Source organism: Streptomyces sp. AHA2, assembly GCF_036857595.1.
In the GTDB taxonomy this organism is placed as follows: domain Bacteria; phylum Actinomycetota; class Actinomycetes; order Streptomycetales; family Streptomycetaceae; genus Streptomyces.
This window is the reverse complement of record NZ_JAUQWJ010000022.1, coordinates 1-13,161: the sequence shown is the minus strand read 5'-3', so window position 1 is coordinate 13,161 and position 13,161 is coordinate 1. Positions and strand designations below refer to the sequence as shown.

General features: G+C 68.3%; 13 protein-coding genes and 3 pseudogenes. 9 read left to right on the top strand and 7 right to left on the bottom strand.

Going from position 1 to position 13,161, the window contains the following annotated elements; all coding sequences use genetic code 11:
• The first annotated feature begins 35 nt into the window (after positions 1-35).
• The 4 genes and pseudogenes from Q5694_RS29775 to Q5694_RS29760 all read left to right on the top strand — a co-directional run bounded on the left by Q5694_RS29775 (position 36) and on the right by Q5694_RS29760 (position 4,307).
• Positions 36-1,243 (top strand): annotated as a pseudogene (locus Q5694_RS29775) (MFS transporter).
• A gap of 825 nt (positions 1,244-2,068) precedes the next feature.
• Positions 2,069-3,001: an RNA polymerase sigma factor gene (locus tag Q5694_RS29770; protein WP_333936548.1), complete on the top strand. Its 933-nt coding sequence runs from the start codon at positions 2,069-2,071 to the stop codon at positions 2,999-3,001.
• A 299-nt stretch (positions 3,002-3,300) separates the two neighbouring features.
• Positions 3,301-3,471 carry an alpha/beta fold hydrolase gene (locus Q5694_RS29765; protein WP_333936547.1) on the top strand — a complete coding sequence of 57 codons (171 nt, stop codon included), beginning with the start codon at positions 3,301-3,303 and terminating at the stop codon, positions 3,469-3,471.
• A complete protein-coding gene (locus Q5694_RS29760; RefSeq protein ID WP_333936546.1) occupies positions 3,468-4,307 on the top strand; it encodes a GNAT family N-acetyltransferase in 840 nt (279 codons plus the stop codon). The genes Q5694_RS29765 and Q5694_RS29760 overlap by 4 nt, the downstream gene beginning before the upstream one ends.
• Before the next feature lie 917 nt (positions 4,308-5,224).
• On the opposite strand, the gene Q5694_RS29755 is transcribed toward Q5694_RS29760, so the two are convergent.
• From Q5694_RS29755 to Q5694_RS29745, 3 genes are all read right to left on the bottom strand, one after another.
• Positions 5,225-5,533, bottom strand: coding sequence for a hypothetical protein (locus tag Q5694_RS29755; RefSeq protein ID WP_333936545.1), 309 nt, complete (start codon positions 5,531-5,533; stop codon positions 5,225-5,227).
• A gap of 371 nt (positions 5,534-5,904) precedes the next feature.
• Positions 5,905-6,720: a hypothetical protein gene (locus Q5694_RS29750; protein WP_333936544.1), complete on the bottom strand. Its 816-nt coding sequence runs from the start codon at positions 6,718-6,720 to the stop codon at positions 5,905-5,907.
• 237 nt (positions 6,721-6,957) lie between these two features.
• Positions 6,958-7,425 carry a winged helix-turn-helix transcriptional regulator gene (locus Q5694_RS29745; RefSeq protein ID WP_333936543.1) on the bottom strand — a complete coding sequence of 156 codons (468 nt, stop codon included), beginning with the start codon at positions 7,423-7,425 and terminating at the stop codon, positions 6,958-6,960.
• Positions 7,426-7,517: 92 nt separating this feature from the next.
• On the opposite strand from Q5694_RS29745, the gene Q5694_RS29740 reads away from it, so the two are divergent.
• Positions 7,518-8,018, top strand: a complete 501-nt coding sequence (locus tag Q5694_RS29740) for a PaaI family thioesterase (RefSeq protein WP_333936542.1) — start codon at positions 7,518-7,520, stop codon at positions 8,016-8,018.
• Positions 8,019-8,194: 176 nt separating this feature from the next.
• Here the strand turns inward: Q5694_RS29740 and Q5694_RS29735 are convergent, their stop codons facing one another.
• On the bottom strand, positions 8,195-8,326 hold the full coding sequence (locus Q5694_RS29735; protein ID WP_333936541.1) for a hypothetical protein: 132 nt from the start codon (positions 8,324-8,326) through the stop codon (positions 8,195-8,197).
• A 530-nt stretch (positions 8,327-8,856) separates the two neighbouring features.
• Between Q5694_RS29735 and Q5694_RS29730 the strand changes: the two genes are divergently transcribed.
• Positions 8,857-9,813 carry a hypothetical protein gene (locus Q5694_RS29730; RefSeq protein WP_333936540.1) on the top strand — a complete coding sequence of 319 codons (957 nt, stop codon included), beginning with the start codon at positions 8,857-8,859 and terminating at the stop codon, positions 9,811-9,813.
• Between the two features lie 73 nt (positions 9,814-9,886).
• On the opposite strand, the pseudogene Q5694_RS29725 reads toward Q5694_RS29730, so the two are convergent.
• A pseudogene (locus Q5694_RS29725) lies at positions 9,887-9,994 on the bottom strand (IS5/IS1182 family transposase); the annotation flags it as partial.
• Positions 9,995-10,608: 614 nt separating this feature from the next.
• Between Q5694_RS29725 and Q5694_RS29720 the strand changes: the two are divergent.
• From Q5694_RS29720 to Q5694_RS29710, 3 genes and pseudogenes are all read left to right on the top strand, one after another.
• A complete protein-coding gene (locus tag Q5694_RS29720; RefSeq protein WP_333936539.1) occupies positions 10,609-10,761 on the top strand; it encodes a hypothetical protein in 153 nt (50 codons plus the stop codon).
• On the top strand, positions 10,758-11,204 hold the full coding sequence (locus Q5694_RS29715; protein WP_333936538.1) for a hypothetical protein: 447 nt from the start codon (positions 10,758-10,760) through the stop codon (positions 11,202-11,204). Before Q5694_RS29720 ends, Q5694_RS29715 begins: the two co-directional genes overlap by 4 nt.
• Positions 11,205-11,449: 245 nt before the next feature.
• Positions 11,450-11,941: pseudogene (locus Q5694_RS29710) on the top strand (transposase); the annotation flags it as partial.
• Here Q5694_RS29710 and Q5694_RS29705 read toward each other — a convergent pair.
• On the bottom strand, positions 11,878-12,207 hold the full coding sequence (locus tag Q5694_RS29705; RefSeq protein WP_333936537.1) for an ankyrin repeat domain-containing protein: 330 nt from the start codon (positions 12,205-12,207) through the stop codon (positions 11,878-11,880). The pseudogene Q5694_RS29710 and the gene Q5694_RS29705 overlap by 64 nt on opposite strands.
• Positions 12,208-12,485: 278 nt before the next feature.
• Positions 12,486-12,899, bottom strand: coding sequence for a hypothetical protein (locus tag Q5694_RS29700; RefSeq protein ID WP_333936536.1), 414 nt, complete (start codon positions 12,897-12,899; stop codon positions 12,486-12,488).
• Positions 12,900-13,161: the final 262 nt, after the last annotated feature.

Sequence of the window (13,161 nt, the reverse complement as noted above, 5' to 3'; positions counted from 1 at the left end):
AGTCCGACACGGTGGGTGTCGTACACGATGACAGGGTGCGAAAGAATCTCTCGATCACTCTCTTATCTGTCGGGCATGGCTGTGTCGACGTCTATCAGGGCGCCGTCGCCTCCCTCGTACCCTTCTTCGTCATCGAGCGGGCGTACAGCTACGCCGCTGTCTCGGGCATCGTGCTCGCGGCCTCCGTGTTGTCGTCGGTGGCCCAGCCCTTCTTCGGCATGCTGACCGACCGGCGGGCGATGCCTTGGCTGCTGCCGCTGAGCACGCTCGTCGGAGGGGTGGGCATCGCGCTCAGCGGGGTGAGCGACTCCTACACGGTGACGTTGACGGTTGTCGCGGTGTCCGGGGTCGGCGTGGCCGCCTACACCCGGAGTCCGCGCGGGTGGCCAGGGTCGCCGGCGGCGGCAGCCACAGTGCGATGGGATGGTTCTCGCTGGGAGGCAACCTCGGCTTCGCGCTGGCCCCGGTCATGGTCGCCGTCGTGGTCTCGGTCGGAGGACTGCGCCTGACACCGCTGCTCGTGCTGCCGGCCGTGGCCGGCGCCGCACTGTGCCTACTCGTGCTGCGCGTGCTGGAGACCCGGCTGTCCGACGCGGCCAAGGCGCCCGCGACCGGCAGGGACGACAGGGCGTCGTTCGTCCGCCTCTCGCTGGCCGTCGTGTGCCGCTCCATCGCCTTCATCGGTCTGAGCACGTTCGTCTCGCTGTACGCCACCGAGCGCATGGACGGCAGCAAGGCCGCGGGCACGGCGGCTCTGTTCTTGCTGTACATGGGCGGCGCGGTGGGCAGCGTGCTGGGTGGTGCGCTGGCGAACCGATGGGACCGGGTGCGGGTCTCACGCTGGTCGTACCTGCTGACGGCCGGATCGATCGCCGGTCTGCTCTTCGTTCCCGGTCCTGCCCTCTACCTGTTCGTCATCCTCACCTCGGCCGGTCTGTACATCCCGTTCTCGCTCCAGGTCACGCTGGGCCAGGACTACCTGCCGTCGCGGGTCGGCACCGCCAGTGGAATCACGCTCGGTCTGACCGTGAGTATCGGCGGTCTGATCAGCCCGGTCATCGGCACCATCGCCGACAGGACTTCGCTGCGGACCGCCCTGTCCCCGCTGATCCTGATGCCCGTCCTCGCGTGGCTGCTGTTCAAGACCCTGCCCGAACCCGCCGTCCCGGCGTCGGAGAACCCGGCACCGAAGGGAGAAGACGCCCATGCCGAACCCTCTCCCGTCCAGCCCGGTCTCCGCTGAGGAGCCGGCCCACCCATTACGGCCGGCCATGCGGGCAGACGGTCCGGCGCTCCACTCCGTCCGCGAGGGATGTCCGCTGCTCGCTCGGGGCTGTAGGGCCACCGCGGACACGCCGACCTGGAAGCTGTTGTCCGCTCACTCGACGTCGAGCGGCGAGGTCGAGTACTGCAAGTGCAGCTGCGACGCCATCGTGGTGCTGTCCCGCGGCGAGGTGGCTGCGCTCATTGCTCCGGACGGTGAGGGCCCGGCGGACGTGGCGGAAGCGAGGGAACGCCGTGAACGGCACGGCAATTCTCTGTTTCGGCATGATGTCAGTCAGGCACGCAAGTAAAGAAGACACGAAGCACCCTCCTTCGAAGTCTCACCATGGAACGGCCAGATGACGGCCAGATGACTCGGTCCGTATCTGGCTCTGCCGAACTCTCGGTACGGGACCTCCTGGGCGGCACACCGTACGACCGCGCCGGTCGGCGCCTCCGCACCCGCCGCACCAGGTTGCGACTTCCCACGTGCTTGGCCTTGGAGGGCCCGGGAGCAACAGCGGGTCCACGCCGCAGTGCTCGGTAAGACTCGGGTGAGGCCCCGTTATGAAAGCCGGTACTACGTCCCATCTGGCATCGAGCGCCGTAGTCTGGGCTGGTCGTGACGTGAGGTGGTGCGCCACCAGGTGCGCCCTCCAGGAGGTACGTCCATGGCCACCCATGCCGGATCACACGGAGAAGCATTGGACCGCCTGTCCTACGGGGGCGATGACGCGGTGACTGGGGAGCACTGCCGGCACGACGACGCCTGGAAGCTACTGTCCTGTGCTCGGCCGATCTCCTGATGAGCGGGGCTCCGCGGGACGTCGATCTGGTGCGCGCCGCTCAGTCTGGCGACGCCGGCTCGCTCGGCCTGCTGCTTGCCAGGCACCGAGCGCGCATGTATGCGATCGCGCTGGCGCTGCTGGGCCACAGCCAGGACGCAGAGGACGCCGTGCAGGAAGCGGCACTCATCGCGCTGCGCCGGTGCGGAGACATACGAGACCCGGAAGCGGTCGGCCCGTGGCTCGGAATGGTGGTGCGCAACGTGTGCCGCGCCCAGCTACGCAGCATGTCCGCGGTTCCCGTGGCCGAAGTCTCAGGAGTCGTCGCGATGGACCGGTCGGGCGGTCCGCCCGACCCAGCCGAAGTGCTTGACCGCCACTCGCTGCGGGACTGGGTGTGGAACGCGCTGGAGGACCTGTCCCCGAGGCTGCAACTGGTGACGATGCTGCGCTACTTCACCGACGTCACGTCCTACGAGGACATAGCGGCACTGTGCGGGACGCCGGTCGGCACGGTGCGCAGCCGGCTCAACCAGGCGCGTACGAAGATGGTCGGCGCACTGCTGGGCTCGGCCGACCGGGCGTACGACGACGCTACGGTCAGGAACAGACTGCATCGACGGCTGGCCGAGGAGACCCTGGGGGCCGCCCACCGTGGCCAGTTCGCCTCGGCCCTGTCCCAATGGTGGTCCCCTCAGGCGGACGTGACATGGCCAACTGGCAAACACACGGGCGTCGACTACCTGCCCACCGCGTTCGATCACGACCTGTCCGACGGTGTACGCCACGAACTGCTGAACGTGGTGGCCGGCCGTGAGGTGGTCATCTGGGAGGCCGCTCTGCTCAACCCACCGGAAGACCCCTTGCACTGCCCGCCCGGCGTCGTCTGGGTGCACTTCCTGAACCAGGGTCGCGTCAGCAAGCTGCGCCTGTTTCACCGGCGCCGCCGCTGAAGAAGAGTTCGACGGCCGATCGAACTTTCCCCACCCTCACTGCATCGTGCGGATATGAACACTGTGAAACACGGTCCCGTGCGCCGAGCGACCCACGGGAGCCCCGTGGGCAAGGCACGGCCCGTCGTGGTCGATGCCGCACGCCAGGCCCACCGGGTCGTCGGTGAGGGGCTGGTATGCCGACTTCGCGAGACGGTCGAACAGACAGGCCGCTGCCCGCGGGTCTCGTGCGACCCGAGCCGTCTCCCGGCCCGTGGGACGTACGGGGCCGGCTCGGTGCGATCAAGGGTCCGACACTGATGACCGTCGGCATATACGCCTTCGCCTGCCCGCCCAGCCTCGCGCATGCACACGGACAGCTGTCCGAGCCATGCGAGAGCGGCCACTTCGGGCACATCGAACAGCCGGACGAGTTCGTCGCCATCGTGTCGGACTTCGTGAACAACCAAGAGATGGGGAAGCAGACATGACGACCACCGTGCCCATCGGCCTGGCCGAGGAGACCGAGATCGAGGCGTACGCCGACTTCGTAACCGGCGCTCCGACGCCGGTGCGGGAATCGCTCGGCATCGGCTCGCTGCGCATCGGCTCGGCGCTGGCTTTCGCGATCCGCGAGGACCCGAGCCGCTTCTTCAACCGCGCCGGCGGATTCAGCACAGGCGAACTGATCACCGCAGACGTCCCGGCGCAGGTCTGCGACTTCTACCGGGAGCACGGTGTACCCGAGGGCGCATTCATGATCGCGCCGCCGCTGCTACCGGCGGACTGGGCCTCGACCGCCGGCAAGCTCAACCTCACCGAAGGCAGCCGTTTCGTCAAACTGGGATGCGACGCCGAGACCACACTGTCCGCGCTCGACGGCGTCGCGGCACTCGACCCCGAGCTGCGCATCGGGCCGGTCGAATCCCACCAGGCCGACGAGTGGGCCACGGTCATGATGACCACCTTCGGGTTCACCACGCCGGCCATGATCGACATGGCGGCGTCGTGTGTGGGCAGGCCGAACTGGCACCAGTACGCGGTCTGGGAAGGCGAACGAATCGTCGCGGTCGGGAGCCTCTACATCAATGGTGAGTGTGCCGACATGTTCGGCGGAGCGACACTTCCCGAAGGACGCGGACGCGGCGCCCAGTCGGCGCTGCTCACCGCCCGCGCCCGGACGGCCCGGGCAGAAGGCTGCCGATGGCTCGTCGCCGAGACCGGAGCAGAAGGCCCCAACGACCACAACACATCCCTCCACAACATGCTGCGCACCGGATTCGAGCCGTTGTACGAGCGCTCCACATGGCTCTGGCGCGACCGGTGACAGCCCGGGTTGCCCATCACTGCGGCTCGGGGCCGCCGGGACGCCTTCGCCCCGGTCAGCGGGCGGGAGATCCGCCGAACGCTCGGGGCTTCAAGACCCTTCATCGCCCGGTCACACCCAGAGAGGGCGAAGACGGAGCCGGACACGGGTGCGAAGTACCGGACCACGCGCACGCAGAAGGTAGGTGCTCACGGAGAGGTAGGTAAGGAGCGGTTCGATGTCGGATGCGCTACGGCGGGCAAAGACGGCGATATCGTTCCGAACACTGCCCGGCAACGGTGCACGACGGCCACGGAGCGGCTGACCGAGGCGGGGCCACGGAGCGGCTGACCAAGGCGGGGGCCACAAGCCCATCCGCCCTGGTCGGCCACGCCTGGAATCTGTTGTGAGAGCGCTGGTCACAGTCACGCGTCGATGGCTGCGAGCCAGGCGATCATGGGCGATGACGTAGCGGAAGATGCCCAGGCCGGTGCCGTGTGGCTCACCTCTCTTGTGATCACGGGGCGGATGCCTCGATGCCAGGGCAGGCGGCGGTGATTGTCGTGGTCATTGCCGCGGTCGGCCAGCAGTGCGTCGGGGCGGTGGCGGGATCCGCCGACCTGCCCGCTACGGCGGGAATCCTGTCGAGCAGTGGCTCGAGTGGGGCGGCGTCGTCGCGGTTTCCGCCCTGGCCGAAGACTCTGCGCAGAGCACGCCCACTCAGGCGGATCAGTCGAAGGCGGAGGCGAGCTCGGCGCGGGCCGGCTCGGCCCGCCCGGGGCCCATCACCTGTTCCACTCGACCTCAGCAGCGCAGGTCGCCGGATTCCGACGGGAGGACCGCCCCTCGGCGGCTCCGGTCGGATGCGAGAGCCGGGCGCCGGGAGGGGGAGTGGCCGGTGTCCGTGCCTTCGGTTGGATCGCCGTCGCCGCGGTCGGTCAGACTGAGTGCCCCTGCGACCGCAGCCAGCGGTGCACGGTGTCCTTGTCGGCCGGTGTGATCCGGACGTCGCCTCCGACGTGCGGGCCCTCGTCCTCGTTGAACGCCGTGTCCGTGACGCGTGCGGTGACCCACGTGGCCAGGTCCTGTGCAGCCGGTTCAGTGAGGAAGCCTCGTTCCCAGCCGGCACGGGCCTCGCCGGCGGCGTCATGGTCGTGATGTTCGGTCTCGGCCAGCCACGCCCTCACCAGCCGCTCCACTGTCCCGCGCTGCTGGTCGCCGATCTGCTGCTTGTCGTTGTCGTCCATACCGTACCGAGTGCCCGCCCCCGCTGCCGCCTCCCCTCTGCACTCCGGATGCTCCCCGACGCGGCATACCGCCCTGCCGCCATCGCATCCCTGCACCGGGCACGCAGCGCGTCAGCTGCCCTCCAGGCGACGCCACCGAGGGGCGCACCGGCGATCTCCACCGCACCCGGTCCGGGCACCGGGTCGGTACGCGCTCGATCCCTTGTCGAGGTCTGCTGCCCGAACGCCCGCCCTTCTTGTCCGCCGCTGCCACCCCGGCCCACCAATCTCTCCGCCACAGGGCTTCCGGCCGCCGCTCAGACCGCAGAACAGTCAGAGCCGGCCATCGGCCACGTTCGAGGCGACCGGGCACACGTCCATCGCTCGTCGGGTCAGCGCCGCTCGGCCAGCGCCGCTTCGAGGGTGGCGATGTGCCGGGCCTCCGCCTCCCTGCGTACGGCGGCGAAACGGCGGTCCACGATCAGTACCGGCAACACCCAGAGCAGGCCCCAGGCACTGAAGGAGTCGATGACTCCGGTCTGGCGCAGCGCCGTGTTGGTCAGGAAGCACAGGATGCCGCTGGTCGCCCACGCGGCCGTCCGGTGCCGGCCGAGGAAGCGCACCGGAGCGTTCCACGGTCCGGACAGCGCCTGGAGGGTCGCGGCGCGCACGGCGGCGTCGCGGTCCACCGTGTCCACATCGTGCTGGGGCGCGTCGGTGCCCAGCCGGAGATCGTCGGCGAGGGCACGTGCCTGGGCCTCCGTGTCACGGCCCGCGACCGCGCGGGCCGCCGCTTGCATCCTCAGCTCGTCCCAGTAGCCGCGGCGGGCCCAGCGCTCGGCGCCGGCGAGCCGGTCGGCCTCGGCGGACCGCGGTGCTAGCTCCTTGAGGCGCCGGGAGAGGATGACGGCCTGCGCGGCCCGGCCCGGGTACTCGAAGGAGTCGGCACGCAGGCACAGCTCGGCGTAGCCGGCCAGGAGACCCGGGTGGTCGCTGCCGAGAGGGAGACCGGTCCGGAACGCTTCCTCCGCGGAGTCGTCATGGTCGTCGTCGTCCTCGGCGGCATGCCCGAGGGCCAGCCAGCAGTAGAGGTCGGGATGCGGGCCGAGCTCGTCGAGACCCTCCTGGGCGGCGCGTCTCACGGCCGCGTGTCCCCCGGCCGTGAAGAGCTGTTCGCAGCGCTGCTGGTACGCATCGATCGTCGTCATGCGGGATCCCCCCAACCACTGCCGCCCGTTCCTGACGGGGCGGATACCAGTGCGGCCCGATCTTCGCAGGCGGGGGACGGCTGCCGTGGGGCAGGGGGTGTCGGGGCAGGCCGTCCTCGGCGGAAAGTGATCGTGACCTGCTCGGGTCTGCTCCGGCCTGCTCGGGCCTGCTCCGGTCGGAGCGGATCCGTGGAGAGGGAAGGCGAGGCGTGGCGGCCGGACCCCGGTGCCGGTGATTCACTCCCGGGGCCGGGCGCCGGGCCCCAGCTGGGCAGTCACGTCCCCGGGAGTGAGAGTCGAATGTCCCTCGGAGCACTCGACGACGACGCGGACCGGCGTGCCGCATGCGGTGTGGCGGACGTCCAGTACCGGCCCCTCACCGTCGAGGGCGTATCTCTCGCCCCACTGGCTCAGGGCCATCAGCACGGGCCACAGGTCCCAGCCCTTGCGGGTCAGCCGGTACTCGTTGCGGGAGCGGGTGCCCGGCTCCCGGTAGGGGACGGTCTTCAGGACGCCGGCCGCGATCAGCTTGCGGAGACGGTCGCTCAGCACGGCCTCCGACAGACCGATGTGGCGGTGGAAGTCGTCGAACCGGCGGACTCCGTTGACGGCGTCCCGCAGGATCAGCAACGTCCACTTCTCGCCGACCACGTCGAGCGTGCGCTGGACGGGGCAGTTCTCCGTGCTCGCTTCAAGCCACTCCATCCCGCCATCGTAGAGGTCTGACTTCGTCATTGACAGTCAGGTGAGCGGCAGGCTAGCTTCACCTGCAAAAGTCAGAGGGAAGGCACAGGACCGTGGGACGAATGCGCACGTACCAATGGGAGGATCCCGCGATCCTGGCGGAGGCCGCCGGACGCATGGCGGGCATGGACTTCCTGCGCCTGGTGCAGGAGGGACGGCTTCCCGGCCCGCCCGTCAGCCGCACCGTCGACTTCAGCCTGGACGAGGTGGAACCGGGCAGGGCGGTCTTCAGTCTGACGCCGGGAGAGGAGCACTACAACCCGATCGGCAGTGTGCACGGCGGCATCTTCGCCACCCTGCTCGACTCGGCCGCGGGATGCGCCGTACAGAGCACCCTCCCGCAGGGCATGGCGTACACCTCACTCGACCTCACGGTGAAGTTCCTGCGCCGCATCACCGTGGAGACGGGCACGGTGCGCGCCCTCGGCACCGTGATCAACCAGGGCCGGCAGACCGCTCTCGCGCAGGCGCAGTTGCTCGACGCGAAGGACCGCCTGCTCGCCCACGCCACCAGTAGCTGCCTGCTCTTCCCGGTGCCTGACTCCGCGCGGTGAGCCGTGGGCGCGTCGCAGGGCGTCCGCATGCGCCGCCCGGCCCAGTGCGCTCTCATCCCTTCACCGATCCCGACCTGAGCCCCTGGACCGCGTCCCGGCGTCCTACGGAAGATCAGCGACGCCGACGTCGAGCGAGTCATCGTCAAGACACTCGCGGAGACGCTGAAGAACGCCACTCACTGGTCGACAAGGTCGATGGCCGCGGCCACGGGACTGTCGCAGTCAACCATCTCGCGGATCTTGCGGGCGGTCGCCCTGGCGCCGCACCGGTCGCAGGCATGAAAGCTGTCCACCTGCCCGGTGTTCATCGACAAGGTTCGCGACGTCGTCGGCCTCTACCTCGACCCTCCGTAGAAGGCCCTGCTGCTCTACGTTGACGAGGAGAACCAGATCCAGGCCCTGGACCGGGCCCAGTCGGTTTCGTCGATGATGCACGGTGCTCCCGAGCGCCGCAGTCACGACTGCGTCCGGGCCGGCACCCCCCACCCTCTTCGCCGCCCTCCAGGTCGCGACCGGCAAGGTCATAGGTTCTTCCACCGCCGTCACCGGGCAGCGGAGTTCAAGGTCCTCGCGAAGCCGAACGAGGAAGTTCCGGCCGATCTGCAGGTGGCCGACGCGGCGCCGCCTGTGCACACGAGGACGCGTTTCGTGCGCCGGACGCGTTCGATCCGGGCACGCCGCGGCCGGGCCGCCGCGTTGCACCCGCCGACGGGTCGGCGGCCGGGCCAGGCGGAAACAGGAGGCGCTGAGGCGCCCCTGCGGACCAGAATGCCTCCAGGACGTCAGGCCTTTCACAGTGAGGAGTGCCGACATCAGCAAGCCCATCTCGCCTCAGAACATGAAGAACCTGGCCTTCATCAGGTTGCTGCACCGCCAGGGCATCGAGCAGTCACTCCTTCCCGAGCCGCTTTCCTTCACTTCGGTGCTGACCTTCCACGACGCCGTGGAACTGTTCCTCATCGTCACCGCCGAACACCTGGGTGCCGTGGTCAAGGACCGGGACCCGTTCATCAAGCGGTTCTTCGAGGGTCTGCACCCGAGCAACTTCCCCGGTGGAGTGGAGTTGCAGGGGCAGTATGGGATCAAGCGCCTGAACGACCTTCGTAACGGGTTCAAGCACACGGCCGGCTTCCCGGGCACGAATGTCATCGCGGATGTCAAGGCTGACACCGCTCACTTCTTCCTGGAGAACACGCCACGTATCTTCGGCTTTGCCTTCGACGACATTGATCTGGCCGAAGTCGTTCAACATGCCCAGACCCGAGCACGTCTCAACACGGCTGCACAGCTCCACTCGAAGGGCAGCCTTCTGGAGGCCATGGGGACGCTGGCGATCGCATTCGAAGAGCTCATGAGCGAGCAGGTCGACGACGAACACGCGCCCCGAAGACGGTCTGCCTACAGCTTCGGCGAACGGATGCCCGCCTTTCCTCTCACCGAAGGCCAGGTCAGAGCGGTCCTGTACCAGCCGGATCACGCCTCGCGCAGGGGCACGCCGGTGCGAGGCGCGGAATCGCTCACCAGGGAGTACATGCGGACGCGCGACGTTACCCGGGCGCTGCAGGAAGGAATGCGCTTGATCGCGCTGGGGGTGGACTTCCATGAGTACCAGCGATTCACCCGACTCACCCCGGCCGTGGAATACCACGGCGATTCGACGACGCCCAGCTTCTCGGCGGAGCGCGGATATGCCCCCAATCAAGAAGAGTTCGACTTCTGCCGCCAGTTCGTCATCACCGTGGCGCTCCGCCTCGCCGAGATCAACGCACGGGCCGTTCCGCCGTCCTGGCGGTGAGGGCACGCACTGCGAGGGAGAGCCGTAGTCCGCCGGCGCGTCGCTGCGCTCCTCCGCCTGCGCGGCACGGTCTGGCCAGGCCGCGCCCCTGCTTGAGCTTGTTGATGCACCGCTCGACCGTGTTCCGCTGCTTGCATGCCTCGCGGTTGCAGGTCGGCGGGCGACCTCGGCTCTTCTGGCGGACCTTGCGGTCCGGGAGGAGAACCAGTTGCCCATGGCCGATGAAACCGCGGCGTTTCACGAGGTGGTCGCCCGGCCCGGGATCGCCGAGGTCTTCGACCGTGGCTTCGGGGGATTGCCCGGAGGCGTCGACAGCGCACACCGGGCGGCCTGATCTTGGACCTGCACATCGACATCCGGTAGCTCCTTGACCGGCAGGAGGAATTGCTCGGCTAGCAGCTCACCATGCTCGGTCCGCGGCCCGGAGTACTCCTGCCGCCACTGCCACGGCAGCGGTTACCTCCCGAGGCACGTCACCCCCGACCGGGCCGCCGACGTGGCCACCCCCTGCCCGACGTGCCCCGCCTACCGCGTCTCCTTCTGCTTCGGCTACGGCAGCGCTAGCCCTCCGAGAGGTCGTACTGCTTCGGGAACCCGAACGACCGCACCGCGGCCTACGACGCGGCGAACAAGGCGTTCAAGCAGGCGCAGGACTGGTACCTCGACAGCGCACGGGTGACTCCTTCCGGCACTGCTACTGGTACGCGCGGATGGAGATCCGCCTGTCCGCCACGGACGCCTACGAGTTCGACCCAGCACGAGTCGACGTCCCCGGGCGTCGACAAGCAGATGGACGTGAGGAACAACGCGATCGGTCGGGAGATCGACCGCAAGCGGACCGGCCAGATCAGCGCCGGGACGAAGGCGAGGGACGATTGCCGCAGCGCCCAGCGGAACGGCAAGCTGTGGATCATCAAGAGCGGCAAGCTTGTAAGGAGCAATCAGTGACCCTTTTCGTCAGGCGGGCCGGTGCCCTGATCCTCGTTCTGGAGGCCTGCTACCTGCTCCTCATGGAGTTGGCCCTTGGGGTGTTCGTGGTGGACACCTCTGAGATCGACCACACGGAAGCTGGGGGGTACGGCGGCCTCGGCGGCGTCCTCTTCCTCGCCGCCGAAGGGCTGACGGTCTTGCTGCTGCTCTGGGGAGCGGCCGTGCTCGGGCTCGCCCCCTTCGCGGACAAGGGTCACTCGTGGGCGCGTGCCGCTGGATTCGGCCTCGTGGCCGTCACGCAGGTGCTCGGTGTCTGGGTGGCGACGTCCAACGCGCTGGTGCAGGACGCCGGACCGGACGTGCTGGTCAACGCGGTGATGGTGCTGTTCGCCCTCACCGCCGGCGCCGCATGTGCCCTGGGGCTCCGCGGCTCCGTGCGGAAGGGGCCGTTCGCGGCCTGAGCGGTTCCCTTCCCCACGGAAGGCAGGGTCCCCGGTTCGGAAGAACCGGCCCCCGGCCTTTTTCGTGTTCAGGTGCCGCCGGAGGGCGGGGCGGTCAGCCCGTCGCACACGGCACACCTCCCGGGGTGAAGGCGCCGGGCACCACGGGACGCAGCGACGTAATTCTTCCCGAGCGCCTCGAAGTAGTAGGCCCCGGCACGGGAGACGTTCCAGGTGCCGGGGCTCCACTTCGAGAACGAGTTGAGACGGGCCCGAATCCTGTCGACCGGGGCAAGTACGGCTCGATGTTCGCCTGATGACCGAGCGGACCGGTCTGCCCCTGTCCGTCGGATTCTTGGAGGCCGACCTGCACGACGGTCAGGGGCTGATCCCGCTGGTGAAGGGGATAGCGCTGATCCGCTGGCGACGCGGACGATGGCGGCGCAGACCGGGAGAGCTTCACGCCGGCAAGGAGTACGACTACGACCACCTGAGGCGATGGTTACGTGGGCGGGGCATCGGGCACCACATCGCCCGCAAGGGCATCGAGTCCTCAACCCGCCTGGGTCGCCACCGCTGGACCGTCGAACGCACGATGTCCCTGCTCGCAGGGTGCCGCCGACTGCATCGCCGCGATGAGCGCAAGGCCGAGCACCTTCCTCGCCTTCACGAGCATCGCCTGCACCCTCGTCTGTTATCGGCGGCCCCCTCGGCTGATGTGGGCCTGCAGCAGCTTCACGGCCGGGTCGTGGCCGTAGTGATTGGCCATGTCCATGGGTGTGCGGCCGTGTGGGGCTGCGAGCTCCGGATCAGCCCCGAAGGCCAGCAACACGGCCGTGGTGTGTACCGTCAACGGTTGCCCGCTCTGCAAGGAGCCATCACCCTCGGCGTCGATCGCGTGCGTCAGCAGCTTCATGTTGCTGAAGACCTCGTCTGGATCGGAACCAGCGGCCGGCAACCGGGCCAAAACCTCAGCATCCTCTTGCTCGACCGCTCGATGCGTGGGTGTCCAGTAGTCGCTCATCACGACATTCAACTGGGAGGCAGGCGGCTTGGCTTGGGGCTTGTTGTGGCTGGGGTGGGGCGGGGTGGTTGCTGACCGGGCGGGCGGTGCCGGTCGGTGCGGTGGTCATCGGCTCGATCAATGACCGTTGCTTGTCTGATGAGTCGTTTGGGTTCGGGGTGTGTTCTCTTGTCCGGTCGTTTCGCCGGATCGTCGGGCGTGGGTGGGCGGTTGGTGTCGTCCGGTCAGCACCGTCAGGGGTCGGTGGGGATCTGTTGAGAGAGTCAGGGGGACTTTTGTTATGGGTGTGCTGTGGGGGTGTTGGGTGTTGTGAGGCGGTTGAAGCCGGTGAGGCGTGGTGAGGTGGTGAAGGGGAAGGGTGTGCCGTCGGGGGTTTTGAGGGCTGTGATGATGTCAGGGTCCGGTGTGCCGAATACTTCGAAGTGCTGCACGGTGCAGTGCTTCATCACTTCGCGGATGTGCGGATCCGACAGCTGCCAGTGGGTGCGGATGGCTTCGGAGTCGGGGTAGAGCTGGAAGCTGTGGGCCAGCATTCGTTCTTCGTCGATGAAGACCTCGACCATGAGTTGGGGGCCGTGGTGTTGAGCGAATGTGACTGCCTGTGTGATGGCGTGCCGGAAGCTGTCGAGGTGACCGTCCGTGATGCGCATGGTGTTACGGAAGAGGATGGTGCTGCTGTCTGTGGTGGCCATGCCTCGAGTGTTGCGCCTCAACCATGGTTGAGGTCAAGGGTGTAGTTCGGCGGGGGAACCGGCGACGACGCTGAGGCTGCTGAGGCTGCTGGGGGAGTCTTGGTGGGCTGTTTGGTGTTGCTTTCCGGTGTGGAGGGCAGGGCAGTGTGGGTGCCGGCGGGCGTGGTGTGGCGGGGTGGGTGTTTTCGTTCCCGATCGTCGTGCTCTGGCGTTTCGCTTCGTGCCCAGCGATGGACTGGGTATGGCATGGCGGTCGGTCGGC

Coding starts and splice junctions, on each gene's coding strand:
- Q5694_RS29760 (WP_333936546.1), top strand. CDS start 3,468: ATGACGACCACCGTGCCCATCGGCCTGGCCGAGGAGACCGAGATCGAG.
- Q5694_RS29745 (WP_333936543.1), bottom strand. CDS start 7,425: ATGGAGTGGCTTGAAGCGAGCACGGAGAACTGCCCCGTCCAGCGCACG.
- Q5694_RS29765 (WP_333936547.1), top strand. CDS start 3,301: ATGACCGTCGGCATATACGCCTTCGCCTGCCCGCCCAGCCTCGCGCAT.
- Q5694_RS29770 (WP_333936548.1), top strand. CDS start 2,069: ATGAGCGGGGCTCCGCGGGACGTCGATCTGGTGCGCGCCGCTCAGTCT.
- Q5694_RS29730 (WP_333936540.1), top strand. CDS start 8,857: ATGAAGAACCTGGCCTTCATCAGGTTGCTGCACCGCCAGGGCATCGAG.
- Q5694_RS29750 (WP_333936544.1), bottom strand. CDS start 6,720: ATGACGACGATCGATGCGTACCAGCAGCGCTGCGAACAGCTCTTCACG.
- Q5694_RS29735 (WP_333936541.1), bottom strand. CDS start 8,326: ATGAACACCGGGCAGGTGGACAGCTTTCATGCCTGCGACCGGTGCGGC.
- Q5694_RS29700 (WP_333936536.1), bottom strand. CDS start 12,899: ATGGCCACCACAGACAGCAGCACCATCCTCTTCCGTAACACCATGCGC.
- Q5694_RS29755 (WP_333936545.1), bottom strand. CDS start 5,533: ATGGACGACAACGACAAGCAGCAGATCGGCGACCAGCAGCGCGGGACA.
- Q5694_RS29705 (WP_333936537.1), bottom strand. CDS start 12,207: ATGAGCGACTACTGGACACCCACGCATCGAGCGGTCGAGCAAGAGGAT.